The organism is Mumia spirodelae (assembly GCF_050632745.1).
Taxonomy (GTDB): Bacteria; Actinomycetota; Actinomycetes; order Propionibacteriales; family Nocardioidaceae; genus Mumia.
In genome coordinates this window covers 886,339-909,180 of the sequence record NZ_JBODSD010000001.1, presented here as the reverse complement: position 1 = coordinate 909,180, position 22,842 = coordinate 886,339, and the positions used below count along the sequence as shown (strand labels likewise).

Sequence of the window (22,842 nt, the reverse complement as noted above, 5' to 3'; positions counted from 1 at the left end):
GACCCCAACCCTTCACAACGCGGACGGGAGGGGCGGTGCGTCAGGCGGGCTGGCCGGCGTTGCGCAGGTCGCGGCGCAGCTCCGGCGGCAGCGCGAAGATCAGGCTCTCCTCGGCCGTGTGCACCGCGGTCGCGGTCGGGAACCCGCGCTCGTTGAGGAACGACAGCACGCCCTCCACGAGCTCCTCGGGCACCGACGCGCCGGAGGTGACGCCGACCTTGTCGACGCCCTCGAGCCACTCCTCGCGGATCTCGGTCACGTCGTCGACCCGGTACGACGCCTTGGCGCCGGCCTCGAGCGCGACCTCGACGAGCCGGACGGAGTTCGACGAGTTCGCCGAGCCGACCACGATCATCAGGTCGGCGCCGTCGGAGATCTCCTTGACGGCGAGCTGGCGGTTCTGGGTGGCGTAGCAGATGTCGTCGCTCGGCGGGTCCTCGAGCTGCGGGAACTTCTCGCGCAGCGCGTCGACGATCGCCATCGTCTCGTCCACGCTCAGCGTGGTCTGCGAGAGCCACGACAGCTTGGTGTCGTCGGGGAACGACAGCGCCTCGACGTCGGCCACGGTCTCGACGAGCGTGATCGCCTCGGGCGCCTCCCCGGAGGTGCCCTCGACCTCCTCGTGCCCCGCGTGACCGATCAGCAGGATGCGGTAGTCCTCGCGGGCGAAGCGCTTCGCCTCGTGGTGCACCTTCGTCACCAGCGGGCAGGTGGCGTCGATGGTCTTGAGACCCCGCGCCTCGGCCTCGTCGTGGACGGCCGGAGAGACGCCGTGGGCCGAGAAGACGACGGTGGACCCGGTCGGGACCTCGTCGAGCTCCTCCACGAAGACCGCGCCGCGCGCCTCCAGCGTCTGGACGACGTGCTTGTTGTGGACGATCTGCTTGCGGACGTACACCGGAGCGCCGTACAGGTCGAGCGCCTTCTCCACGGTGATGACCGCGCGGTCCACGCCGGCGCAGTAGCCCCGCGGCGCGGCGAGCAGCAGGTCACGGTCCGCCCCGAGGGCGGGCATGCCGAGAGTCACGGTGTCCGAAGCCATGGTCCCCATCGTAGGGGAGCCGTCCACAGCCCTCGGCGCCGTCGGCCTCCCCTGTCCTCCGATGCCCCTAGGGTGGCGGCATGGCCCTCGAGACCAGCCCCGACTCCCCTGCGCCGCTGCGCGTGATCTCCCAGCTGATGGGTGACTACATCGCGCGCCTCGGGGCCCAGTGGATCGAGGGCGAGATCGCCCAGCTGACGCGGCGCCAGGGTGTCTGCTTCCTCACGCTGCGCGACCTCGACGCCAAGATCTCGATGTCGGTCACCTGCCGCCGCGTGGTGCTCGACCGCTCGTCGACGCCGATCACCGAGGGCTCCCGGGTCGTCGTCCACGCGAGGCCCGACTTCTACCCCACCAACGGGACGCTCTCCCTCAACGCGCGGGAGATCCGCCCCGTCGGCATGGGCGAGCTGCTCGCCCGGATCGAGCAGCGCCGCCAGCTGCTCGCGGCCGAGGGCCTCTTCGACGCCGCCCGCAAGCGGCCGCTGCCCTTCCTCCCGCACCGCATCGGGCTCATCACCGGCAAGGGGTCTGCCGCCGAGCACGACGTCCTCGAGAACGCCCGCCTGCGCTGGCCGGGCGTCGAGTTCTCGATCGCCTACGCCCTCATGCAGGGCAACCAGGCGGCGGCACAGGTCATCACCGCCCTGCGCGAGCTCGACGCCGACGAGACGGTCGACGTCATCGTGATCGCCCGCGGGGGCGGTTCCGTGGAGGACCTCCTGCCCTTCTCCGACGAGGGGCTGGTCCGCGCGGTGTCGGCCGCCCGTACGCCGGTGGTGAGCGCGATCGGTCACGAGCCCGACACGCCGCTGCTGGACTACGTCGCCGACCTGCGCGCGTCCACGCCCACCGACGCCGCCAAGCGTGTCGTGCCCGCCGTCGCCGACGAGCTCCACCACCTCACGCAGCTGCGACGCCGCGCCTGGTACGCCGTCGACCAGCGCCTCGGGCGCGAGCAGCACCGGCTCGACGCACTGCGCAGCCGGCCGGTGCTCGCCCGTCCCGGCACGCTCCTCGACGAGCAGACGGCGCGCGTCGACGACCTGCGCGCCCGAGCGCGCCGTTCGCTCGGCCACCGCCTCGACCTGGCCCACCACGAGACCGCCGCCCAGCTGGCGCGCGTGAGGTCGCTGTCCCCGCTGCGCACCCTCGAGCGCGGCTACGCCGTCGCCCAGGCGGCCGACGGCAGCGTCCTGACCTCGATCGCGCAGCTGTCGCCCGACGACGAGGTCTCGCTCCGGGTCGTCGACGGCCACGCCCGCCTCCGTACGCTCTCCACGGCACCCGCCCCGCACGCCGACCTCGACGAGGAGTCCTGATGTCCGACACGCCCGACGGCGAGACCACCTCCGCGGCGCCCTCGATCCCCTACGAGCAGGCCCGTGAGGAGCTCGCGGAGGTCGTCACGAAGCTCGAGGCGGGCGGCACGTCGCTCGAGGAGTCGCTCGCGCTGTGGGAGCGGGGTGAGGAGCTCGCCGCGATCTGCCAGCAGTGGCTCGACGGCGCTCGTGCGCGGCTCCAGCGTGCGCAGGAGCAGGCGGCGGAGCGCCGCGAGTCCTCCGACGGGGAGTGACGCGAGGCCTCGGGCGAGGAGTGAGGCCGAGGCGGTCAGCCGGTGGTGAGCAGCCCGATGAAGTGCTCGATGTCCTTGCGCGGAGCCGGTCCGGTGACCAGCACCGTCATCTCGCCCTCCTCGCGGACGAAGGTCGTCTCACCGTCGCCCGTCCAGAGCTGCCAGGTCTTGCCGGCGACCTCGACGTCTTCCCGCTGCTCGACCGCAGGGGCGTACTTCTCCACCATGCGGGGCGCGGAGTCGATCTGCTGCTCCAGCCCGATGTAGCGGTCGCCGTCGGTGAGGATCCCCAGGTGCCAGCGCCCCTCGCGACCCGGCCGGTAGAGCACCCCGTTCGAACGCCAGCCCTCGGGCAGCGACGTCGGCGCGTAGACGGGGTACGGCGCGCTCTGGCGTACCTCCTTCACCGTCTGCTCGTAAGCGACGGGCGGGCGCTCCCCGGCGGAGTTGCCCCAGAAGAAGTTGCCGACGACGAAGAGCCCGACCAGGATCGCCCCCATCACCAGCATCGACCGGGCGATGTCGGCGAAGCTGGGGTTTCCGTAGGACGAGCGCGCCTTCGTCGGCGGGGCCTCGGCCTGGACAGGCCCTGCCTCGGACGCCGACGACGACGTCGTCGAGGGGTCGGTGCTGCTCACTCCTCCATTCTCCCAGGCCGGTCCAGGCGCCCTCACGCAGCACCGCACCAAGTCCGCACGCGCGGGTTGATCCCGCGTACGCCTCCGCATCTGCGCCCCGATGCGCTAGGTTTCTGCCGTGCCTGCGTACCGCTACTCCGAGGCCGCCGACCTGCTCGGCGTCAGCGACGACACGATCCGACGGTGGGGCGACCAGGGCCGGTTCACCCCGACGCGGACCTCGTCCGGCGCCGCAGCCGTCGATGGTCGCGAGCTCGCCGCCCTCGCCGTCGAGCTGGCCGATGCCGGCGAGGATTCCGCGCGGCCCCACGCACGCAGCGCCCGCAACCAGTTCCGCGGCATCGTCACGCGGGTCGTCGCCGACACGGTGATGGCCCAGGTCGAGCTGTGCTGCGGCCCCTTCCGGGTCGTCTCGCTGATCAGCGCCGAGGCGGTGCGCGACCTCGGCCTGGAGGTCGGCGTCGTCGCCGTCGCCGGTGTGAAGGCCACCAACGTCACCCTCGAGGTAGGTCCATGAAGCACGTCCTTCGTACGCCCGCCCTCCTCGCCGCGGCCGCGGCCGCCGTCGCTGCGCTCACGCTCACCGCCTGCGGCAGCGACGACGACGCCGGCGCCGACTCCGGCGAAGACCGCACCCTGACCGTGCTCGCGGCCGCGTCGCTGACCGAGTCCTTCGACGAGATCGCCGACGTCTTCGAGTCCGAGCACGACGGCGTGGAGGTCCGGCTCTCCTACGACTCCTCGGCCGTCCTCGCGGAGCAGGTCGACCAGGGCAGTCCGGGCGACGTCCTCGCCACCGCCGACGAGAAGACCATGGGGTCGGTCGTCGACGCCGGCCACGCCGCCGGTGACCCCACCACGTTCGCGACCAACACGCTGATCATCGTCACCCCGCCGGGCAACCCGGGGAAGGTCGGCGGGATCGACGACCTCGGCACCGCCACGTTCGCCGTGTGCGTCCCGCAGGCGCCGTGCGGCGACGCCGCGAAGCGCCTGCTCGCGCTCGACGGCAGCACCGCAGAGCCGACGACCGAGGAGGAGAACGTCAAGGGCGTCCTGACCAAGGTCACGCTGGGTGAGGTCGACGCGGGCCTCGTCTACCGCTCCGACGCGCTCGCCGCCGGCGACGACGTGGAGTCGGTCGAGGCGGAGAACGCCTCGGAGGTCGTCAACGTCAACCCGATCACCGTGCTGAAGGACGCCGAGAACGCCGACGACGCCCAGGCGTTCGTCGACCTCGTGCTCAGCGACCCGGGCCAGAAGATCCTCGCCGACCACGGGTTCGGACCAGCGGCGTCCTGATGAGCGAGCCACGGGAGCTTGCCGACGAGACGGCCCTCGTCGAGACGGCGCTCGTCGAGGACCGGGTACGCCGGGGGCGCGGGCCGCAGGACCGGCCGGCGCTCGGGCGGGTCCCCGTGGCGCTGGTCGTCCCCTCGCTGCTCGCGCTGCTCCTCCTCCTGCTGCCGCTGGTCGGGCTCCTCCTCCGCGCACCCTGGTCGACCTTCCTCGAGCGGGTGCGGGAGCCGGAGATCCTCGACGCGCTGCGCCTGAGCCTCGTGACGTCGACGATCGCCACCGTCCTGTGCCTCGTGCTCGGCGTCCCGCTCGCGTGGCTGCTCGCGCGGACGTCCTTCCGCGGGAGCGGGACGGTCCGTGCGCTGGTCAGCGTCCCGCTCGTCCTGCCGCCCGTGGTCGGCGGCGTGGCGCTGCTGATGGCGTTCGGCCGGCGCGGGGTCGTGGGCCAGTGGCTCGACGAGGCGTTCGGGATCACGGTGCCGTTCACGACCGCAGCCGTCGTCCTGGCTCAGACGTTCGTCGCACTGCCCTTCCTGGTGATGAGCGTGGAAGGTTCCCTGCGGACCGCCGATCCCCGCTACGACGAGGTCGCCGCCACTCTCGGGGCGCGACGACTCGTCACGTTCGTCCGGGTGACGCTGCCGCTGGCCGGGCCGGGGATCGCGGCGGGGGCCGCGCTGGCCTGGGCACGGGCGCTCGGCGAGTTCGGCGCCACGATCACGTTCGCCGGCAGCGTGCCCGGGGTGACGCGGACGATGCCGCTGCAGATCTACAGCGCGATGCAGTCCGACGCCGACACCGCGATCATGCTGAGCGTGATCCTGCTGCTGATCAGCGTGGCGGTGCTCGCCGGCCTCCGCGGCTCGTGGGCGGCCCGCGCGTGAGCCGCGCAGCACGGGCGGTGAGCCCATGAAGGGCCTCGAGGCCGACCTCGCCCTGCCCCGGGGGGCGCTCGCGATCGAGGTACGGCTCGCGGTCGAGCCGGGCGAGGTGCTGACGCTGGTCGGACCCAACGGCGCCGGCAAGAGCAGCGTGCTGCGGACGCTCGCGGGCCTCACCGCACCGGCGCGGGGCCGCGTCGCCCTCGACGACCGCATCCTCGACGACACCGGCACCGGTGTCCGGGTGCCGACCCCGCAGCGCGACCTCGCGATGGTCTTCCAGGACCCGCTGCTCTTCCCGCACCTGACCGTGCGCGACAACGTCGCCTTCGGCCTGCGGCACCACCCGGGCGCGGGGAGGCTGCGGCAGCGCGACGCCCGGGCGCGTGCGCTGGAGGCGCTCGAGCGCACCGGCCTCGCCGACCTCGCCGACCGCAAGGCGTCGCGGCTGTCCGGTGGGCAGCGCCAGCGCGTCGCGATCGTCCGCGCGCTCGCCTGCGACCCCGCGCTGCTCCTCCTGGACGAGCCGACCTCCGCGCTCGACGTCGCCGTCACGGCGCAGGTCCGGGCGTTCCTGCGCCACCACGTCCGCGACTTCGGCGGCGTGACGGTGCTGGTCTCGCACGACCCGCTCGACGCGTTCGTCCTTGCCGATCGCGTCGCCGTCCTCGAGGCGGGTCGCGTCACGCAGGAGGGGACGCCCGACGCGATCGCCCGCCGCCCCCGGACGGAGTACGTCGCGCACCTGATGGGGATGAACCTGCTCCGCGACGGCGACACCTTCCGTACGTTCTCCCCCACGGCCGTCACGCTCTACCGGGAGGAGCCGGTCACGTCGGCGCGCAACCTGTGGCGGCTGCGGATCGCGAGCCTCGTCCCGCACGGCGACGCCGTCCGCATCCAGCTCGTCGGCGAGGTCCCGCTGCTCGCCGACGTCACCCGCGCCGCGGTCGCCGCGCTCGACCTCCACGAGGGCGCCGACGTGTGGGCGAGCGTGAAGGCGACCGAGGTGACGACGTTCGAGGACTGACCGCGCGCCCGCCCGCAATTGTGGTGCGGACCGCGAAAATGCCGACCCCGAGACGACGGCGGCGCGGACGTAGGATGCCGCCATGACCGACAGCGCGCACGGATCGAAGCTGCCAGGCCCTCTCACCCCCGCCGCCGAGGCGCCCGACCGCAACCTCGCCCTCGACCTGGTCCGCGTGACCGAGGCGGCGGCGATGGCCGCGGGCCGCTGGGTCGGCCGGGGCGACAAGAACGGCGCCGACGGGGTCGCGGTCAACGCGATGCGGTCGCTGATCAACACCGTCGGCATGCGCGGCGTCGTCGTGATCGGCGAGGGCGAGAAGGACAACGCCCCGATGCTGTTCAACGGCGAGGAGGTCGGCGACGGCACCGGTCCCGAGGCGGACGTCGCAGTGGACCCGATCGACGGCACGACCCTGACGGCGAAGGGCATGCCGGGCGCAGTCTCCGTCCTCGCGGTCGCTCCCCGCGGCGCGATGTTCGACCCGTCCGCCGTCTTCTACATGGACAAGCTGGCGGTCGGGCCCGAGGCGGCCGACGTCATCGACATCCGCCTCCCGATCTCGGAGAACATCCGTCTGGTCGCCAAGGCCAAGAACCTCTCGGTCTCGTCGGTCACCGTCTGCGTCCTCGACCGCCCGCGCCACCAGGGTCTCGTCGACGAGATCCGCGCGACCGGCGCGCGCATCAAGTTCATCACCGACGGCGACGTCGCGGGTTCCATCTACGCCGCCCGCCCCGGTACCGGCGTCGACATCCTCGCGGGCGTCGGCGGCACCCCCGAGGGCATCATCACCGCGTGCGCGATGAAGGCGCTCGGCGGTGCGGTCCAGGGCAGGCTGTGGCCCACCGACGACGAGGAGCGGCAGAAGGCGGTCGACGCCGGGCTCGACGTCGACGCGGTCCTCGGCACCGACGACCTGGTCAAGGGCGACGACTGCTTCTTCGTGGCCAGCGGCATCACCGACGGCGAGCTGATGCGCGGCGTCCGATACGGCTCCGGCATCGCGATCACCGAGTCTCTCGTGATGCGCTCGCGCTCGGGCACGTACCGCAAGATCATCTCCGAGCACCGCATGGAGAAGCTCCGCGCGTACGCCGCGATCGACTACGAGAGCTGAGCCGCCGATGCCTCCGGTCCCCGGCCGCACCCTGGTGGTCGGCGAGGCCCTCGTCGACCTGACCCGCGACTCCGCCGGGCACGAGTCGGCCCACCCGGGCGGCTCGCCGCTCAACGTCGCCGTCGGGCTCGCGCGCCTCGACCTGCCCACCGTCCTGGCGGCCCAGGTCGGCGACGACGACTACGGCGACCTCCTGCGCGACCACGTGGACGCCTCTGACGTCGACCTGCGCTCGCTCCCGCCGCACCGGGGCGACAGCGCGGTCGCGCTGGCCGAGCTCGACGACGCCGGCGTGGCGTCGTACCGGTTCGAGCTCGCCTGGGACCCCTCCGAGATGCCGACCGCGGCGGACTTCTCGCTCGTCCACGTCGGCTCGATCGCCGCCGTCCTGAGCCCGGGCGCGGACGCGGTCGAGCGGCTGGTCGAGGAGGCCGTGAGCGCCGGGGTCCCCGTCTCGTACGACCCCAACGTCCGGCTCGCGATCACGCCGGACGTCGCCGACGTGCGGACACGCGTCGACCGGATCGTCGCCCGGTCCGCCTTCGTCAAGCTGAGCGACGCCGACGCCGCCGAGCTGGCCCCCGACCTCGACCCGGTCGCGTACGCCACCGGGCTGGCCGCGGCCGGCCCGCGCCTCGTGGCGCTCACGCAGGGCGGCGACGGCGCGACGCTGATCAGCGGCGACGTCACGGTCACGGCCACCCCGCCGCCGATCACGGTCGCCGACACGATCGGTGCGGGCGACTCCTTCATGGCGGCGCTCCTCGCCGGACTCCTCCTGCGGGGCTGGACGGATCGGGAGGCGTTCGACGCGGAGGCCCTGACGTGGCTCGCCGACCTGGCGGTCCGGGCGTCGGCGATCACCTGCTCACGCCCCGGTGCCGACCCGCCCTGGCGCAAGGAGCTGCTGCCTACGATGGACGCGTGACCGAGCGCACCGCCACCCTGGACGACGGGATCTCCCTCGCCTACGAGACGTTCGGCGACCCGTCCGACCCCACGCTGCTGCTGGTGATGGGGCTCGGCTGCCCGCTCAACTGGTGGCGTACGCCGCTGTGCGAGGAGCTGGCCGCGCAGGGCTTCCACGTGGTCCGCTTCGACACCCGCGACGTCGGCCGCTCGACCCGGTTCGACGACCTGCCCGTGAGCCGCGCCCAGGTCGCGGCGACGTTCTCGGGGCTGCGGCGCGGCACGCCGTACGCGATGTCGGACCTCGCCGCCGACGCCGCCGGCCTCCTCGACGCGCTCGACGTCGACGCGGCCCACGTCGTCGGGCAGTCGATGGGCGGCATGGTGGCCCAGACCCTCGCGGTCGAGCACCCGGACCGCGTGCGCTCGCTGACCTCGATCATGTCGACGACCGGACGGCGTTCCGTCGGGTGGCAGCACCCACGGCTCGCGTCGATGCTGCTGGCGGCCCCCGGCACCGGCGAGGAGGGCTACGTGCGGCGCTCGATGCGCAGCGCCCGGGCGATCTCGAGCCGTCGGTACGGCCTCGCTCCCGAGGCCGTCGAGGCGCGCGCCCGCGAGACGTACGCGCGCGGCTGGTCGATCCAGGGCACGATGCGTCACATGCTCGCGGTGATGACCCAACCCGACCGGACCCGGGCGCTCGGCGCCGTCCGGGTGCCGACGCTCGTGATCCACGGCAGCGCCGACCCGATGGTGCACCCCTCGGGCGGTCGCGCGACGGCGGCCGCGGTGCCGGGGGCGGAGCTGCTCGTCGTCCCGGGCATGGCCCACGAGATCCCGGTCGCCCTCGAGGGGCTGTTCGCCACGGCGATCGCGCGCACGGCACGGAGGTCCCATGCACACGCGCGGTGACGCCGTCGTCCGCCGTCGCGAGGACGGCGCCCTGGAGCTGCGGGTCAACGGCGTGTTCGTCATGGACGACGTCGAGACCACGTCGGAGCGCCTGCTGGCCCGCGCAGCCCTGGCGGGCGCCGCGGACCCGCGCCACGTCGTCGTCGGCGGTCTCGGGATGGGCTTCACGCTGCGCGAGATCCTCACGGACCGACGCGTCAAGCGGGTCACGGTCGCCGAGCTCGAGCCCGCGATCCCCGCGTTCATGCGCGAGGGCACGCTCCCCGGCGCGGACCTGCTCGACGACCGTCGCGTCGACCTGCACGTCGACGACGTCCGTGAGGTGGTGCGCGCCCTCGACCCGCAGGGCGTCGACGTGATCCTCCTCGACGTCGACAACGGACCGAACTTCCTGGTCCACGACACCAACGCGGCCGTGTACGAGGCGCCGTTCGTCGCGACGTGCGCCGAGCGGCTGGGCGACCTCGGCGAGCTGTGCATCTGGTCGATGGACGACTCGGCCCCGGTCCGCGACGCGCTGGGGGCGTCGTTCGCCCACGTCTACGCCGAGCGGGTGCCGGTCCGGCTCCAGGGTCGCGAGGAGGCGTACTGGCTGCTGAGAGGCCGCGTCCCACGACGGTGACCCCTCGCGGCCGGCCCTGCGGGGCCGGATAATCTCGGTCCCATGAGCACTGAGACCGAGTACCGCATCGAGCACGACACCATGGGCGAGGTCAAGGTGCCCGCCAACGCGCTCTACAAGGCCCAGACCCAGCGCGCGGTCGAGAACTTCCCGATCTCGGGCAGCACCCTCGAGCCGCAGCACATCCGCGCGATCGCGCTGGTGAAGCTGGCCTGCGCGAAGGCGAACGCCGAGCTCGGCGTGATCGACCAGGACGTGGCCGACGCGATCATCGCGGCCGCCCAGGAGGTCGCCGACGGTCGGCACGACGACCAGTTCCCGATCGACGTCTTCCAGACCGGTTCGGGCACGTCGAGCAACATGAACATGAACGAGGTCATCTCGACGCTCGCGACCCGCAGCCTCGGCCGTGAGGTCCACCCGAACGACCACGTCAACGCGTCGCAGTCGTCCAACGACACCTTCCCGACGTCGATCCACGTCGCCGCGACCGAGGCCGCGACCAACGACCTGGTCCCGGGTCTCGACCACCTCGCCACCGCCCTCGAGGCGAAGGCGTCGGAGTGGTCGTCGATCGTGAAGTCCGGCCGCACGCACCTGATGGACGCGACCCCGGTGACCCTCGGCCAGGAGTTCGGCGGGTACGCCGCCCAGGTCCGCCGGGGCATCGAGCGGGTTCAGTCGGCGCTCCCCCGCGTCGCCGAGGTGCCGCTCGGCGGTACGGCCGTCGGCACCGGCATCAACACCCCGGCGGGCTTCCCCCAGCGCGTGATCGCGATCCTCGGCGAGGAGACCGGTCTGCCGCTGACGGAGGCCGTCGACCACTTCGAGGCGCAAGGCGCGCGTGACGGCCTGGTCGAGCTGTCGGGCCAGCTCCGCACGATCGCGGTCAGCCTCATCAAGATCAACAACGACCTGCGCTGGATGGGCTCCGGCCCGCGCACCGGCCTGGGCGAGCTCTTCCTCCCCGACCTGCAGCCGGGCTCGAGCATCATGCCGGGCAAGGTCAACCCGGTCGTCCCCGAGGCCGTGCTCATGGTGTGCTCGCAGGTCATCGGCAACGACACCGCGATCACGTTCGCCGGCCAGTCCGGCGCGTTCGAGCTCAACGTCCAGATGCCGGTGATGGCGCGGGCGCTGCTGGAGTCGATCCGCCTCCTGGCGAACTCCTCGCGCGTGCTCGCCGACAAGTGCATCGCCAGCACGCTCGCCAACGAGGAGCGCTGCGCGGAGCTGGCCGAGTCGTCGCCGTCGATCGTCACGCCGCTCAACAAGTACATCGGCTACGAGAACGCCGCCAAGGTCGCCAAGACGGCGCTCAAGGAGAAGAAGACGATCCGCCAGACGGTGCTGGACATGGGCTTCGTGGACGAGGGCAGGCTGACCGTCGAGCAGCTCGACGCGGCGCTCGACGTGCTCTCCATGACGCACCCGTGAGCTGACGCCGACCGGTTCGGCACCAAGGCCGGGGTCCCTGCGCGTGCAGGGGCCCCGGCCTTGCTGTACCCCCGAACGCTCCCGATCTTATGACGCGCGATGTTCAAAAGTTCGATGCCTGCTGTTGTAAGACCGATGTGATCTGCATTACGTTCGTCACAACCTCAACCCTCTGGGAGGACGAACATGTGCTACGGATACGACGGCCACGGGGCCCTCGACGAGGCCGCAGAACGCAGCGGCATGGACCGGCGGCGACTCCTCCGCGTCTTCGCCGGTACGGCCGCGGCCGGCGCGCTCGCGCTGGGTGTCCCCGGGACCGCCGCGGCGGCCGGGCAGGCCGGACCGGACCACGCGACGGGCAGGCCGGGGGCGGGGCGACGACGCCTCAACCCCAACGCGATCAGCATCCAGCTCTACACGCTCCGCTCCGACCTGGCGAAGGACTACGACGGCACGTTGCGGTACGTCGCGAAGACGGGCTACCGCAAGGTCGAGCAGGCCGGCTACTACGGGCGTACGGCCGGTGAGCTGCGCCGCTTCCATGACCGGCTCGGCATCCGCACGTCCTCGAGCCACGACGGCCTCTCGAGCACCCGGACGGCGCTGTACGAGAAGCTCGACAACGCCAACACGCTCGGCCAGCACTCGCTGGTCGTCCCGTACCTCGCCTCGACCGACCCCGAGCAGTGGAAGCGGTGGGCCTACCAGATCAACAGCGAGGCGGCGGCGGCCTCGCGCGAGGGACTGCGCTACGGCTACCACAACCACGCCCACGAGTTCCTGCCGCTGACCAACGGCCAGCGCCCGTGGGACATCTTCTGCGCCGAGCTCGACCCGCACCTCGTCCACTTCGAGGTCGACCTCTACTGGATCGCGACGGGGGCGATCCAGAGCGGCGACGGCGCGGACGACGTCGAGGGCTACATCGCCGAGCACATCGACGCGGCTCCGCTGAAGGTCCGGCAGTACCACGTCAAGGACCGCAACCCCGAGACCGGCATCATGTGCGACCTCGGGACGGGTCACCTCGACTTCCCGCGGATCTTCGCGCACCACCAGGTCGAGGAGTACATCGTCGAGAACGACCAGCCCGACGTCACCCCGCGCCAGACGGCCGAGGTCGGGTACGCGTACCTGCGCAACCTGCGGTTCTGACCGCGGCGGCGCCTGGCCTCGACTCGGCTCGACTCGTCCACAGGACGAGAAGGCGGCCGGTCCTCCACAGCCTCGTTCGCGGGACTGTGGGGGCCGATCGCCCGCCGATAGCGTCGACCGGGTAATGGCCCCGCCATGAGGGTCGCCCGTCGTCGAGAGGCGCTGACGTGATCGCCGATCTCCGGACCGCCGCTGCGGTGCTGGAACGCGCAGCCACCGATCGGGAGTCCCTGGCAGCGCTGGGCGTGGACGACCTCGCCACAGCGATGCAGCTGACGCAGACGATGCAGCGCCACTCCCGCGCCCTGATGCTCGAGATGACGGCGCTGGCCGACGCGAGGAACGTCGCGGCGTCTCAGGGTGCCGCGACGACGGGCGCCTGGCTCGCCCGCACGTCCGGGGTCTCCCAGCGGGAGGCGGCGCGCGAGCTCAGGCTGGCGCAGCAGCTGCAGCGCGAGGCGCCGCGGACCCGGGAGGCGATGACGCAACCCGGGATGAGCGCGGACAAGGCTCGGGTCATCGCGGGCGCCCTGCACGGCCTGCCCGCGGACCTCGACGCGGAGCAGCGTGACGCGGTGGAGTCCGACCTGGTCGACAAGGCCCGCCGCCACTCGCTGGAGGACCTCCAGCGGGCGGCGAAGCGCGCGGTCGAGGTCGTCGACGCCGCCCGCGCCGACGATCTCGAGGCGCGCACGCTCCAGCAGGAGGAGCGGCGGGCACGCCGTCGCACGTCGTTCTGGATGAGCCGCGCGGGCGACGACGGCATGGTCGAGGGCGGCTTCACCCTCGACGCCCTCACCGGCGACATGCTGCGGTCGGTCCTGGAATCGTTCGCTGCCCCTCGCAAGCGGGCGTGCGACGAGCGCGCGGGCGAGGTGGCAGACGCGGCGACGGCCACGGAGGCGGAAACAGCGGAGGGGGTGGTCGCAGGGGACCTGGTCGCAGGGGGCGCGGTCGCAGGGGGCGCGGTCGCAGGGGGCGCGGTGGCCGACCAACGAGACACGCGTGAAGCGCCCGGTTCGGACTACCCGCAGAGGTTGGGCGCGGCATTCGTCGAGGTCCTACGGCACCTGCCGAGGTCGTCCTACGGCAACCACGGCGGCGTCAGTGCGGCCCTGATGGTGACCATCGACGAGGATGCGCTGCGCGGCCGGATCGAGCGTGCCGGGACCACCAGCCACGGCACCCGCATCTCCCCGACCGAGCTGCGCCTCATCGCCTGCAACGCCGAGATCCTGCCCGCCGTGCTCGGTCGCGATGGACGTGTGCTCGACGTAGGGCGGAGTCGCCGACTCTTCACCACCGCTCAACGACTCGCGCTCGCGCACCGCGACGGCGGGTGCGCGTTCCCCGGGTGCGACCGGCCGCCGGGCTGGTGCGAGGCCCACCACGCCAACCCCTGGTCCACCGGTGGCAGCACCAACCTCGCCGAGGGCGTCCTCGTGTGCGCGACCGACCACCGACGCCTCCACCACGGCGGGTGGGAGGTGCGGATCGCCGAGGACGGACAACCCGAGTTCATCTCCCCGGCGCGGATCGATCCGCTGCGCCTGCCCCAGCGCAACGACCGGTGGAGACCTCGCCGTTCCTCCTCGGAGCCCGCGGCATGAGTGGGTCCCGCCCGCGGGCGCCGCAACGATCAGTCGGTCAGGAGCGAGTCCACCTCGTCCGACGTCCATCGGAGGGTGAACGCCGGGCCACGCACGACGACACCGCCGTCGTTGTCGTCCTCGTTGCCGTTGCCCCCGTCGCCGTTGCCCCCGCCGCCGTTGCCCCCGTTGCCGTTGCCGAGATCGACGTCGAGCGCGTCGTCAGGGGTGTGTGCGCCGAACGGATCGTCGGCATACAACGCCCGCGGGACGCCGGTCCGACGCACCTGGATCTCGTGCCGCCCGGGGACGACGAGCAGCTCCGGTCGCGACAGGCGGACGACGCAGACCTGGGCGGGCCCACTCTCCGTGCCACACGCCAGGGTGCGCTGGTCCACGCCGAGCGTCGTCATGCCGACGACCGAACGGACGACCACGAGGCCCGCGACGGCTACGACGGCCCCGCCGACCACACCGAGGAACAGGACAAGGAGGCGAGGCATGGGCACAGTCTGGTCGACGTGAGGGTCGCCCTGATCGACGCGGGGACCGCCGACAGCGCAGGCGGGCCGCCGCCCCGCGCGCACCGCGTCAGCCGAGCCGCCGCGCGACCTGGTAGCCGTCGCGGTCCAGCACGACCTCCCAGGAGGTGCCCGGGTGCTGCTGGCGGGCGTACGCCGCCGCGTCCGGCGCCTGGCCGCCCCAGCCGGTGTAGGCGTCGATCACCATCCAGTCCGGCACCGCGTCACCGACCGTGCCGGTCCAGTAGACGGTCCGCCCGCTCGCGAGGTGGGTGATGAGCCCGATGTCCGTCTCCACGCGCGCGCCCTCGGGGACCAGGTCGAGGACCTCTTGCGCTGCGGCGGCGCGGGGACTGGCCTCGTAGGTCTCCGCCTGGACCAGGCGCGCCAGCGGGTACTGCGACACCAGGGCCAGGGCGACGCCCGCGACCAGGGCCGGGACGTGCGTCGCGTAGCGGCGGAGCCAGACCGGCGACGCCCATGTCCAGCGGGTCCGCTCGTCGGTCTCCCCCGCCGCGCGCAACCGCGCGATCGCGTCGAGCATCGCGGCGAACACGACCGGCATGACGACGAGGCCGTAGTGCCAGTCCGTGCCCCAGTAGTACGCGTTGTCGCCGACGAAGCGCCAGAGCAGCGTCGGCCCCGCCACCAGGACCCACGGCGACCGCAGCGCGAGGAAGCCGGTGATCCCGAAGGTCGCCAGCAGGGTCGGCAGCTTGAGGTCCCACCCGGTCCAGAACGTCGTCCACGGGCCTGGTCCGCCCTCGCCGCCGGCGCCGATCACCCCGACGTAGTCGTAGCCGCCACCGGGGTTGAACGCCGGGATGACCACCGCGAGCGTGAGCACGAACCCCGCCAGCCCGATCGCGGCGGTCGCGAGGCCGATCCGGCGTGCGCCGGACAGTGCGAGCACCGCACCGACCGCGAGGACGGTCAGTCCGAGGTCCTCCTTGACCAGCAGCAGCGGCAGCGACCACATCGCTGCCGCCCACCAGCGTCGCTCGACGTACGCGATGCCGGACAGGGCGAGGAACAGCGCACCGAAGGCCACCTCGTGGAAGTCGACCCACACGGCGGAGGCGATCCCGAAGGAGAGCCCGTACGCGAGGCCGACGGCGAGTCCGCCCGCGTTCCCGAGCAGCCGGACGGCTCCGCGCGCGATCACCCAGACCGAGAGGGCGACCAGGACGGCCTGGGCGAAGAGCAGCGTGCGGCCGTCGGGGAACACCCGGTAGAACGGGGCGACGAGCGCCGTGACCGGCGAGAAGTGGTCACCCAGGATGTTGTAGCCGGGTGCCTTGATGTCGACGATCGGCGCCTCGAGCCGCGAGTAGGCCGCGATGGCCTGCTCGAAGATCGCGTTGTCCCACGACGGCGTCTCGAACCGCCCGAAGCGCAGCAGCGAGAGCGTCGCGTACGCCGTGCCGCACAGGACCGCGAGCAGCGCTGGGCCGAGGGCACCGACGAGCCCGGCACGCCGGCGTGCGCCGGTCTCCTCCTCGGCGGCGGGATCGGTCATGCGGACACGGTATCCGGCCGCTCCGCAGCGGCTGCCGCCGCGCTTCGTGCGGGGCGGGCGAGGGCGTTCCCGAGGAAGTGCAGCTCCTTCGGGGCCGTCCGCCGCCAGTACCCGACGTCGTGCCGTCCGGGCTGGAGTCCGCCTCGGGGCTCGCTCCCGTCGGGGAACCCGCGGACGTAGTCGCGGACCGCGGACGCGAACGGGTCTCCCGTCCCGCAGTCGAGCCGGAGCGGGATCCCGGCCAGGGCCTCCTGGCGCCCCATCACGGTCACCTCGGCGAAGTCCTCGGCGTCGTCGTACGCCCCTGGTGCGGTGTCCTCGAAGTCGTGCCACAGCGCCGGGCTCATGGCCGCCACGCCGGCAACGCGCTCGCGCCCGAGGAGTCCCGCGAGGTGCAGCGCCCCGAAACCGCCCATCGACCAGCCCAGGAGGCCGATGCGTCCGGTGCGCAGGCCGTGACCCTCGAGCAGCGGCAGGAGCTCGTCGACGACCATCGACGCGGTGTCGTCACCGTCGTCGCGCGCGTGCCAGTAGGTCTCGGCGCCGTCGACGGAGGCGAGCGCGAACGGCGGCACCCCGCCGGACGCCGCGGCGGCCAGGAAGCGGTCCAGACCGAGGTAGCGGCGCCGGAACGCCGACGCGTGGTCGTTGCCACGGCCGTGGAGGACCACCGCCACCGGCAGGTCGCGCTGAGATCCGGGCGGCAGCGCGACCGTCCACCCGGTCGACCGTCCGCCGCGGGCGGCCGAGGTGAACGTGCCCGTCAGGAGGCGACCAGGGCGGACGTCGGGGACGGCGACGTCCTCGCCGTCCGCGTCCAGGGCGCCGAGCATCCGGGACCAGCCGGGCACGGCGCCGCCCGCGAGCCCGACGGCGAGGGCGCCGCCACCGGCGACCACCGCCGTACCGGCCAGAAGGCGGCGGCGCGACAGGCCCCTGCCCGTGGACCGGGGCTCGGAGTCGCGCATGGCGACATCATGGCCGCCGGGACCGGCTCAGTACCAGCCGTTGCCCTGCTTGAACGACAGCGCCGAGCAGGGGTCGCCGAAGCGGTCCTTGATGTAGCCGAGGCCCCACTTGATCTGCGTCGCGGGGTTCGTCTCCCAGTCCGCCCCGACCGACGCCATCTTGGAGCCGGGCAGCGCCTGCGGGATGCCGTACGCGCTCGAGGTCGGGTTGTCGGCGTTCCAGCGCCAGTTGCTCTCGCCGACCCAGAGGTCGTCCAGGCACTGGAACTGGCCGCTGAAGCCGAAGTCGGCCAGCATCGCCTTGGCGATCTCGCGCGGGTCGCGGTCCTGCATGCGGGCGGTCTCGGTGATGACCTTGGCGGCACGACCGGAGGCGGCGACCTGCTTCTTCTTCGCGTCCGCGACCGACGGCTTCGGCGCCGCCGACTCCTCGGGGACCGCGGGCCGCTCGGCCGAGCGCGAGACCTCGCTGGTGTCGCGCTCGCCGGCGTCGGCGCCCGCGCCGGACGACGGGGTGGCGGTCGTCGCGTCGAGCTTCTCCAGACCGCTGATCGAAGCCACCTCGGGCTCGGGTGCGGCGCCGGTCGCGCCCAGCGCGGCGCCGCCGACGACGGCCAGGGCCGCGACAGTGGTCCCCACCACCCCGATGCGGCCACGCGGCGTGCGGGCTCGCGTGACGAGGCGGGTGGTCAGGGAGGTGCGTTCAGCCTTGCGTCGGCCGTCCTGGGCACCAGGACGGCGCACAGGCGTGCGGGGGTCGGTCACTCGGGGTCCTCCGGGGGAAGGAGTCGCGGTACGCGGAAGCCCCCAGCATGCGACGAGATCAAAACGTAATCAAACCGTCAACCGCGGACAATACGGTCAAATCGCCCTTTGACCTGCAGGAACGGACATTCCTGAGAATCTCACACGCCGCCCAGCGGTCGCCCGCGGGACCCCGTCAAGGCGCCCGGGACCCCCGTCGGGCACCGCAGGCCCTGGTCAGGCGCCGTCCGACCCCCGGGCGGGCGTCTCGGTCGGCGTCTCGGCGACGCGGGCACCGGCGTGCGCGCCCCCGGTGCGAGGCGAGGAGTCGGACTCCTCGTGCACCCTCCGCATCAGGTTCTCGCCCGTCTCGGGATCGAAGAGGTGCAGCTTCGAGACGTCCATCACGAGCTCGGCCTCGTCGCCCTCGCGCACCCGCGTGGTCGGCTCCAGCGTCACCACGATCTGCTGCTGCATCTTCTCGCCGTCGAGGTCCTGAGCGAGCTGGTCGAGGGTCGACCTGACCTCCGCGGGCGCCTCGAACGGGATGTAGGCGTACTGCTCGTTGCCGAGCCACTCCACCACGTCGACGGCCGCGGAGAACCCCACGCCGCCCTCGGGTGCCCGGGCCGCCGAGGCGTCGGCGAAGTGCTCCGGACGGATGCCGGCGATGAGCAGCTCGTGCCCCTTCGCGACCTCGGCCATCTCCGGCGGCATCGGGAACGTCACGAACGGCAGCTCCAGCTGGTCCCCCTTCGGTCGCGCGGGGAGCATGTTCATCGGCGGCGAGCCGATGAACCCGGCGACGAACAGGTTGACCGGGTTCTCGTACAGCTCGCGCGGCGTCGCCACCTGCTGCAGCACACCCTTCTTGAGCAGTGCGACGCGGTCGCCCAGCGTCATCGCCTCGGTCTGGTCGTGGGTGACGTAGACGGTCGTCACGCCCAGCTTGCGCTGCAGCCGCGCGATCTCCGTCCGCATCTGCCCGCGCAGCTTCGCGTCGAGGTTGGACAGCGGCTCGTCGAACAGGAACGCCTGGGCGTCGCGCACGATCGCACGCCCCATCGCGACGCGCTGGCGCTGGCCACCGGACAGGTTCGCGGGCTTGCGCTCGAGGAACTCGGTGAGCTCCAGGGTCTCTGCCGCCTCGCGCACCTTCTTGTCGATCTCCTCCTCCTTGATGCCCTTGTGCAGGCGCAGGGGGAAGGCGATGTTCTCGTACACGTTCAGGTGCGGGTAGAGCGCGTAGTTCTGGAAGACCATGGCGAGGTTCCGATCGCGCGGCGGCTCCTCGTTGACGCGCTTGCCGCCGATGATCATGTCGCCGGAGGTGATCTCCTCGAGGCCGACGATCATCCGCAGCAGGGTCGACTTCCCGCAGCCCGACGGCCCGACGAGGATGACGAACTCCCCGTCCTCGATGTCGAGGCTCACGTCCCGGACGGCCGGGGCGTTGTCGCCGTACTGCTTGACGATGTTCTTCATCTCGATGGTGGCCATGGTGATCAACCCTTCACTGCACCGGAGGTGAGGCCGGAGACGATCTTGCGCTGGAACAGGAGGACGATGACGAAGATGGGGATCGTCACGACGACCGACGCCGCCGCGATCGCCGCGATCGGCTGGTCGAACTGCGACGCGCCGGTGAAGAACGCCAGCGACGCCGGGACCGGGATCGAGCGCTCGGTCGAGCTCAGGGATATCCCGAACACGAAGTCGTTCCACGCGAAGAAGAACGTGATGATCGCGGCCGTGAACACGCCGGGGGCGGCCAGCGGCACGATCACCTTGCGGAACGCCTGCCACGCCGTCGCCCCGTCCACCTCGGCCGCTTGCTCCATCTCCCACGGGATCTCGCGGAAGAACGCCGACAGGACCCAGATCGACATCGGCAGCGTGAACGACAGGTACGGGATGATCAGGCCGATCCACGTGTCGTAGATGCCGATCGCGCGCCACATGTCGAACAGCGGGCCGACCAGGGCGACCACCGGGAACATCGCGATGGCCAGCGCGATCGACAGCACGAGCTTCTTGCCGCGGAACCGAAGCCGCGCCACCGCGTACGCCGCGAACGTCGCGAGCACGACCGAGATCGACGTCGAGATGATCGAGATGCCGAACGAGTTGAACAGCGCGTGCTGGAACAGGCTGAACGAGAAGACGGTGTCGTAGTTCTCGAAGCCGGGGTCGTGCGGGAGGAACCCTCCCTGGTTCACGTCGGCGTTGCCGCCCTTGAGCGACAGCGAGACGAGGTAGACGACCGGCGTCAGCGTGTAGAGCACGATCAGCTCCGCACCGACGATCGACCCCCACGAGATGTGCGGAGCGTTCTCCCCCATGAGGAGGCCGACCGCGCCGGTGAGCACGAAGACGGTGCCCGTGATCAGCCACAGCCAGAGGTCGGGACGGTCGATGAGCCAGAGCCCGGCCCCGGCGAAGATCAGCCCGATGACGATCGCAGCGAGCGACCACATCACCCGGGACTTGCGTCGCGGCGACATGTCAGTCTCCCCTCACCTGGCTCAGGTCCACCCGGAACAGCTTCATCAGCCCGAAGGCGATGATGAGGACCGAGAGGAACAGCAGCACGGACATGGCCGAGCCGAGACCCAGCTCCACGCGTTGGATCATCGCGTTGTAGACGAGGCCCGACGGTGGCGCGGTGCCGTTCGCGAACCCGGTCATGATGAACGGGCTGTCGAAGATCCGGTAGGCGTCGAGCGCTCGGAAGAGGACGGCGACCATGATCGCGGCGCGCATCGACGGCAGGATCACGCGCGTCAGCCGCTGCCACCACGTCGCACCGTCGACCGTCGCCGCCTCGATCGCGTCGTTCGGGACCTGCGAGAGACCGGCGAGCAGGAGCAGCGAGACGAACGGCGTCGTCTTCCAGATCTCGGCCAGGCAGATGACGAAGATCGAGCTCCAGAAGTCGTCGAAGAAGTTCGTCCCCGGGTCGAGGTGGAACCACTGGTTGACGAACCCGGTCGTGGGCTGGAACGCGTACAGCCAGGCGTAGGCCGAGACGACCGTGATGATGCCGTACGGGACGAGGATCGAGGCACGGACGATGCCGCGGGCGACGAGGATGTTGTTCATCACCATCGCGAACCCGAAGCCGATGACCAGCTCGACCGCCACCGTCACCACCATGATGAAGACGGCCACGCCGACCGCGCGCCACCACAGCGGGTCCGACAGGACCACCCCGTAGTTGGTGATGCCGACGAACTCCCGGTCGTCGGGCGCCGTCAGCCGGTAGCTGAACAGCGAGAGGTACAGCGCCCGCAGCATCGGCCACGCGGTCACCAGCAGCATCACCGCGACCGCGGGACCCGCCAGCTTCCAGCCCAGCCGGTTCTCGGCGCTCTCCGGCGAGCGGACCTTCGTGCGCCGCCCGCCGGGCGCAGCCTTGGTCGGCTCGAGTGTCGTGGTGCTCGCCATCGTCATCGCCTCCCGATCACAGCAGGGCCTTGCCCTGCAGGACGTCCTCGATGTACTGCTGCGACTCCGCCGGCGTGGTGTCGGGATCGACCGACGACGGCGGGTGCCAGCTCGAGAAGAGTGCCGTGCTGATGTCGCTCCAGTACGGCGTCAGCGGCCGGGGCGACGCGGCGTCGATGCTCTCGCGCCACAGCGAGGCCATCGGGAACGCCTTCTGCATCTCCGGGTCGTCGTAGACCTCCGACCGCGCCGGCTGGTTGCCCGACGCCTGGGCGTAGGTCTTCTGGCTCTCGGCCGACGTCAGGCACGCGGCTGCCTCGTACGCGGCGTCGGTGTGCTTGCCGTAGCTCGAGACGCCGATGTTGATCCCGCCGTAGGGCGGGCGGCTCTCGTCCTGCTCCGTGGTCTGCGGGTAGCGGACCCAGCCGAGGTCGTCCTTGAACGGGGCGACGTTGGGGTCGGAGTAGACGTAGGTCCAGTTGACCATGAAGCCGCCGTTCGCGGCCGAGAACGACGCCACCGTGCCGCCCTCGTCGGCGTTCGAGAGCGCCGGGGGTGCGGCCGAGGAGTTGCCCAGCTTGGAGACGACCTCCGCGGCCGCCTTGCCCTCGGGGGTGTCGATGGTGATCTTCGCGTCCTTGCCGTCCTGGGGATCCTCCACGATCTGGCCGCCCGCGCCGGCGATGAGCGCGTTGATCCACACCGAGTAGCCCTCGTACCGCTTGGCCTGCACGCTCACGGTCGTCCCGGTCTGCTCGGCCGCGTCGATGATCTGGTCCCAGGTCACCGGCTTCGTCATGTCGAGCCCGGCCTTCTCGGCGACGGACTTGCGGAACCAGAGGATCTGCGTGTTCGACCACAGCGGCACGGCGACGAGCTTGTCGTCGAACGTCGCCGCCTCGACGGCGCCGTCGAGCATGCCCTCCGACAGCTGGCTCTGCTGCTCCTCCGACATCGGCTCGAGGAAGCCGGCGTTCGCGAACTCGGCGGTGAACGCCGGGTCGAGGCTCATGAGGTCGATCGAGTCGTCCTTGGCGGCGAGGCGCCGCACGAGCTGCTCGCGCTGCTGCGAGGCGTCGTTCGGCAGCAGCTGCACGTTGATCTTGTACGCACCGTTCGACTCCTCGGAGCACTTCAGGGCGAGGTACGCCTGCCCGCCCGGCGCCTTGTTGCCGTTCTCGTCGGTGACGTACGCCTCGAGGTTCGAGACGTCCGGATTGATGTACCAGTTGAGCGTCGGCGTGCTGCCGCTCGACTCGTCGCCGCAGGCGGCCAGACCGGCCGCTGCGCCGACGACGGCGACGACCGCAGCGACGCGTCGTCGAGCCCTGATCCCCATCGACCGCTCCGTCCGTTGCGGCGCCCCGGGGCGCCTACGTACGTGACCCCCTTCACTGAACCACAGCGATGGCATCTCTGCAGGGCGA

General features: G+C 71.9%; 23 protein-coding genes. 13 read left to right on the top strand and 10 right to left on the bottom strand.

Annotated features, from left to right (window positions below; translation table 11 throughout):
• Positions 1–40: 40 nt before the first annotated feature.
• Positions 41–1,015, bottom strand: a complete 975-nt coding sequence (locus ACQSSQ_RS04475) for a 4-hydroxy-3-methylbut-2-enyl diphosphate reductase (RefSeq protein WP_431326775.1) — start codon at positions 1,013–1,015, stop codon at positions 41–43.
• Positions 1,016–1,122: 107 nt separating this feature from the next.
• Between ACQSSQ_RS04475 and xseA the strand changes: the two genes are divergently transcribed.
• Together xseA and ACQSSQ_RS04465 are read left to right on the top strand one after the other, a co-directional pair.
• Positions 1,123–2,364: an exodeoxyribonuclease VII large subunit gene (xseA, locus tag ACQSSQ_RS04470; RefSeq protein ID WP_431325829.1), complete on the top strand. Its 1,242-nt coding sequence runs from the start codon at positions 1,123–1,125 to the stop codon at positions 2,362–2,364.
• Entirely contained in the window at positions 2,364–2,618 is a 255-nt protein-coding gene (locus ACQSSQ_RS04465) for an exodeoxyribonuclease VII small subunit (protein ID WP_431325828.1), read from the top strand. The genes xseA and ACQSSQ_RS04465 overlap by 1 nt, the downstream gene beginning before the upstream one ends.
• A 35-nt stretch (positions 2,619–2,653) precedes the next feature.
• On the opposite strand, the gene ACQSSQ_RS04460 is transcribed toward ACQSSQ_RS04465, so the two are convergent.
• Positions 2,654–3,256 carry a DUF4245 domain-containing protein gene (locus ACQSSQ_RS04460; protein ID WP_431325827.1) on the bottom strand — a complete coding sequence of 201 codons (603 nt, stop codon included), beginning with the start codon at positions 3,254–3,256 and terminating at the stop codon, positions 2,654–2,656.
• 118 nt (positions 3,257–3,374) lie between these two features.
• Here ACQSSQ_RS04460 and ACQSSQ_RS04455 point away from each other — a divergent pair, with 118 nt between their 5' ends.
• The 11 genes from ACQSSQ_RS04455 (at position 3,375) to ACQSSQ_RS04405 (ending at position 14,237) form a co-directional block, all read left to right on the top strand.
• The gene (locus ACQSSQ_RS04455) at positions 3,375–3,773 is read left to right on the top strand and encodes a TOBE domain-containing protein (RefSeq protein WP_431325826.1); all 399 of its coding nucleotides are present in this window, start codon (positions 3,375–3,377) and stop codon (positions 3,771–3,773) included.
• Positions 3,770–4,558, top strand: coding sequence for a molybdate ABC transporter substrate-binding protein (gene modA / locus ACQSSQ_RS04450; RefSeq protein WP_431325825.1), 789 nt, complete (start codon positions 3,770–3,772; stop codon positions 4,556–4,558). Before ACQSSQ_RS04455 ends, modA begins: the two co-directional genes overlap by 4 nt.
• Complete coding sequence (locus tag ACQSSQ_RS04445) at positions 4,558–5,439, top strand: ABC transporter permease (protein WP_431325824.1); 882 nt, start codon at positions 4,558–4,560, stop codon at positions 5,437–5,439. The genes modA and ACQSSQ_RS04445 overlap by 1 nt, the downstream gene beginning before the upstream one ends.
• A 25-nt stretch (positions 5,440–5,464) precedes the next feature.
• A complete protein-coding gene (locus tag ACQSSQ_RS04440; RefSeq protein ID WP_431325823.1) occupies positions 5,465–6,466 on the top strand; it encodes an ABC transporter ATP-binding protein in 1,002 nt (333 codons plus the stop codon).
• 82 nt (positions 6,467–6,548) lie between these two features.
• On the top strand, positions 6,549–7,586 hold the full coding sequence (gene glpX, locus ACQSSQ_RS04435) for a class II fructose-bisphosphatase (protein WP_431325822.1): 1,038 nt from the start codon (positions 6,549–6,551) through the stop codon (positions 7,584–7,586).
• 7 nt (positions 7,587–7,593) lie between these two features.
• Positions 7,594–8,514: a carbohydrate kinase family protein gene (locus tag ACQSSQ_RS04430; protein ID WP_431325821.1), complete on the top strand. Its 921-nt coding sequence runs from the start codon at positions 7,594–7,596 to the stop codon at positions 8,512–8,514.
• A complete protein-coding gene (locus ACQSSQ_RS04425) occupies positions 8,511–9,410 on the top strand; it encodes an alpha/beta fold hydrolase (protein ID WP_431325820.1) in 900 nt (299 codons plus the stop codon). Before ACQSSQ_RS04430 ends, ACQSSQ_RS04425 begins: the two co-directional genes overlap by 4 nt.
• Entirely contained in the window at positions 9,394–10,032 is a 639-nt protein-coding gene (locus ACQSSQ_RS04420; protein ID WP_431325819.1) for a spermidine synthase, read from the top strand. The genes ACQSSQ_RS04425 and ACQSSQ_RS04420 overlap by 17 nt, the downstream gene beginning before the upstream one ends.
• Before the next feature lie 42 nt (positions 10,033–10,074).
• Positions 10,075–11,469, top strand: a complete 1,395-nt coding sequence (locus ACQSSQ_RS04415; RefSeq protein ID WP_431325818.1) for a class II fumarate hydratase — start codon at positions 10,075–10,077, stop codon at positions 11,467–11,469.
• Between the two features lie 186 nt (positions 11,470–11,655).
• Positions 11,656–12,627, top strand: coding sequence for a sugar phosphate isomerase/epimerase family protein (locus tag ACQSSQ_RS04410; protein ID WP_431325817.1), 972 nt, complete (start codon positions 11,656–11,658; stop codon positions 12,625–12,627).
• 167 nt (positions 12,628–12,794) lie between these two features.
• Positions 12,795–14,237, top strand: coding sequence for an HNH endonuclease signature motif containing protein (locus ACQSSQ_RS04405; protein ID WP_431325816.1), 1,443 nt, complete (start codon positions 12,795–12,797; stop codon positions 14,235–14,237).
• 29 nt (positions 14,238–14,266) lie between these two features.
• On the opposite strand, the gene ACQSSQ_RS04400 is transcribed toward ACQSSQ_RS04405, so the two are convergent.
• From ACQSSQ_RS04400 to ACQSSQ_RS04365, 8 genes are all read right to left on the bottom strand, one after another.
• Positions 14,267–14,719 carry a hypothetical protein gene (locus ACQSSQ_RS04400; protein ID WP_431325815.1) on the bottom strand — a complete coding sequence of 151 codons (453 nt, stop codon included), beginning with the start codon at positions 14,717–14,719 and terminating at the stop codon, positions 14,267–14,269.
• A gap of 88 nt (positions 14,720–14,807) precedes the next feature.
• Positions 14,808–16,256 carry a DUF2079 domain-containing protein gene (locus ACQSSQ_RS04395; protein ID WP_431325814.1) on the bottom strand — a complete coding sequence of 483 codons (1,449 nt, stop codon included), beginning with the start codon at positions 16,254–16,256 and terminating at the stop codon, positions 14,808–14,810.
• Positions 16,253–17,224, bottom strand: a complete 972-nt coding sequence (locus tag ACQSSQ_RS04390) for an alpha/beta hydrolase (RefSeq protein ID WP_431325813.1) — start codon at positions 17,222–17,224, stop codon at positions 16,253–16,255. The genes ACQSSQ_RS04395 and ACQSSQ_RS04390 overlap by 4 nt, the downstream gene beginning before the upstream one ends.
• A gap of 27 nt (positions 17,225–17,251) precedes the next feature.
• A complete protein-coding gene (locus ACQSSQ_RS04385) occupies positions 17,252–17,989 on the bottom strand; it encodes an aggregation-promoting factor C-terminal-like domain-containing protein (RefSeq protein WP_431325812.1) in 738 nt (245 codons plus the stop codon).
• A gap of 216 nt (positions 17,990–18,205) precedes the next feature.
• Positions 18,206–19,468 (bottom strand): ABC transporter ATP-binding protein, encoded by a 1,263-nt coding sequence (locus ACQSSQ_RS04380; RefSeq protein ID WP_431325811.1) that lies wholly within the window; start codon positions 19,466–19,468, stop codon positions 18,206–18,208.
• 5 nt (positions 19,469–19,473) lie between these two features.
• Positions 19,474–20,472: a carbohydrate ABC transporter permease gene (locus ACQSSQ_RS04375; protein WP_431325810.1), complete on the bottom strand. Its 999-nt coding sequence runs from the start codon at positions 20,470–20,472 to the stop codon at positions 19,474–19,476.
• Between the two features lies 1 nt (position 20,473).
• Positions 20,474–21,415: a carbohydrate ABC transporter permease gene (locus tag ACQSSQ_RS04370; protein WP_431325809.1), complete on the bottom strand. Its 942-nt coding sequence runs from the start codon at positions 21,413–21,415 to the stop codon at positions 20,474–20,476.
• Positions 21,416–21,431: 16 nt separating this feature from the next.
• Positions 21,432–22,754 carry an extracellular solute-binding protein gene (locus tag ACQSSQ_RS04365; RefSeq protein ID WP_431325808.1) on the bottom strand — a complete coding sequence of 441 codons (1,323 nt, stop codon included), beginning with the start codon at positions 22,752–22,754 and terminating at the stop codon, positions 21,432–21,434.
• Positions 22,755–22,842 lie beyond the last annotated feature (88 nt).

Coding starts and splice junctions, on each gene's coding strand:
- ACQSSQ_RS04375 (WP_431325810.1), bottom strand. CDS start 20,472: ATGTCGCCGCGACGCAAGTCCCGGGTGATGTGGTCGCTCGCTGCGATC.
- xseA (WP_431325829.1), top strand. CDS start 1,123: ATGGCCCTCGAGACCAGCCCCGACTCCCCTGCGCCGCTGCGCGTGATC.
- ACQSSQ_RS04410 (WP_431325817.1), top strand. CDS start 11,656: ATGTGCTACGGATACGACGGCCACGGGGCCCTCGACGAGGCCGCAGAA.
- ACQSSQ_RS04395 (WP_431325814.1), bottom strand. CDS start 16,256: ATGACCGATCCCGCCGCCGAGGAGGAGACCGGCGCACGCCGGCGTGCC.
- ACQSSQ_RS04430 (WP_431325821.1), top strand. CDS start 7,594: ATGCCTCCGGTCCCCGGCCGCACCCTGGTGGTCGGCGAGGCCCTCGTC.
- glpX (WP_431325822.1), top strand. CDS start 6,549: ATGACCGACAGCGCGCACGGATCGAAGCTGCCAGGCCCTCTCACCCCC.
- ACQSSQ_RS04465 (WP_431325828.1), top strand. CDS start 2,364: ATGTCCGACACGCCCGACGGCGAGACCACCTCCGCGGCGCCCTCGATC.
- ACQSSQ_RS04420 (WP_431325819.1), top strand. CDS start 9,394: ATGCACACGCGCGGTGACGCCGTCGTCCGCCGTCGCGAGGACGGCGCC.
- ACQSSQ_RS04440 (WP_431325823.1), top strand. CDS start 5,465: ATGAAGGGCCTCGAGGCCGACCTCGCCCTGCCCCGGGGGGCGCTCGCG.
- ACQSSQ_RS04365 (WP_431325808.1), bottom strand. CDS start 22,754: ATGGGGATCAGGGCTCGACGACGCGTCGCTGCGGTCGTCGCCGTCGTC.
- ACQSSQ_RS04370 (WP_431325809.1), bottom strand. CDS start 21,415: ATGGCGAGCACCACGACACTCGAGCCGACCAAGGCTGCGCCCGGCGGG.
- ACQSSQ_RS04390 (WP_431325813.1), bottom strand. CDS start 17,224: ATGCGCGACTCCGAGCCCCGGTCCACGGGCAGGGGCCTGTCGCGCCGC.
- ACQSSQ_RS04445 (WP_431325824.1), top strand. CDS start 4,558: ATGAGCGAGCCACGGGAGCTTGCCGACGAGACGGCCCTCGTCGAGACG.
- ACQSSQ_RS04415 (WP_431325818.1), top strand. CDS start 10,075: ATGAGCACTGAGACCGAGTACCGCATCGAGCACGACACCATGGGCGAG.
- ACQSSQ_RS04475 (WP_431326775.1), bottom strand. CDS start 1,015: ATGCCCGCCCTCGGGGCGGACCGTGACCTGCTGCTCGCCGCGCCGCGG.
- modA (WP_431325825.1), top strand. CDS start 3,770: ATGAAGCACGTCCTTCGTACGCCCGCCCTCCTCGCCGCGGCCGCGGCC.
- ACQSSQ_RS04400 (WP_431325815.1), bottom strand. CDS start 14,719: ATGCCTCGCCTCCTTGTCCTGTTCCTCGGTGTGGTCGGCGGGGCCGTC.
- ACQSSQ_RS04380 (WP_431325811.1), bottom strand. CDS start 19,468: ATGGCCACCATCGAGATGAAGAACATCGTCAAGCAGTACGGCGACAAC.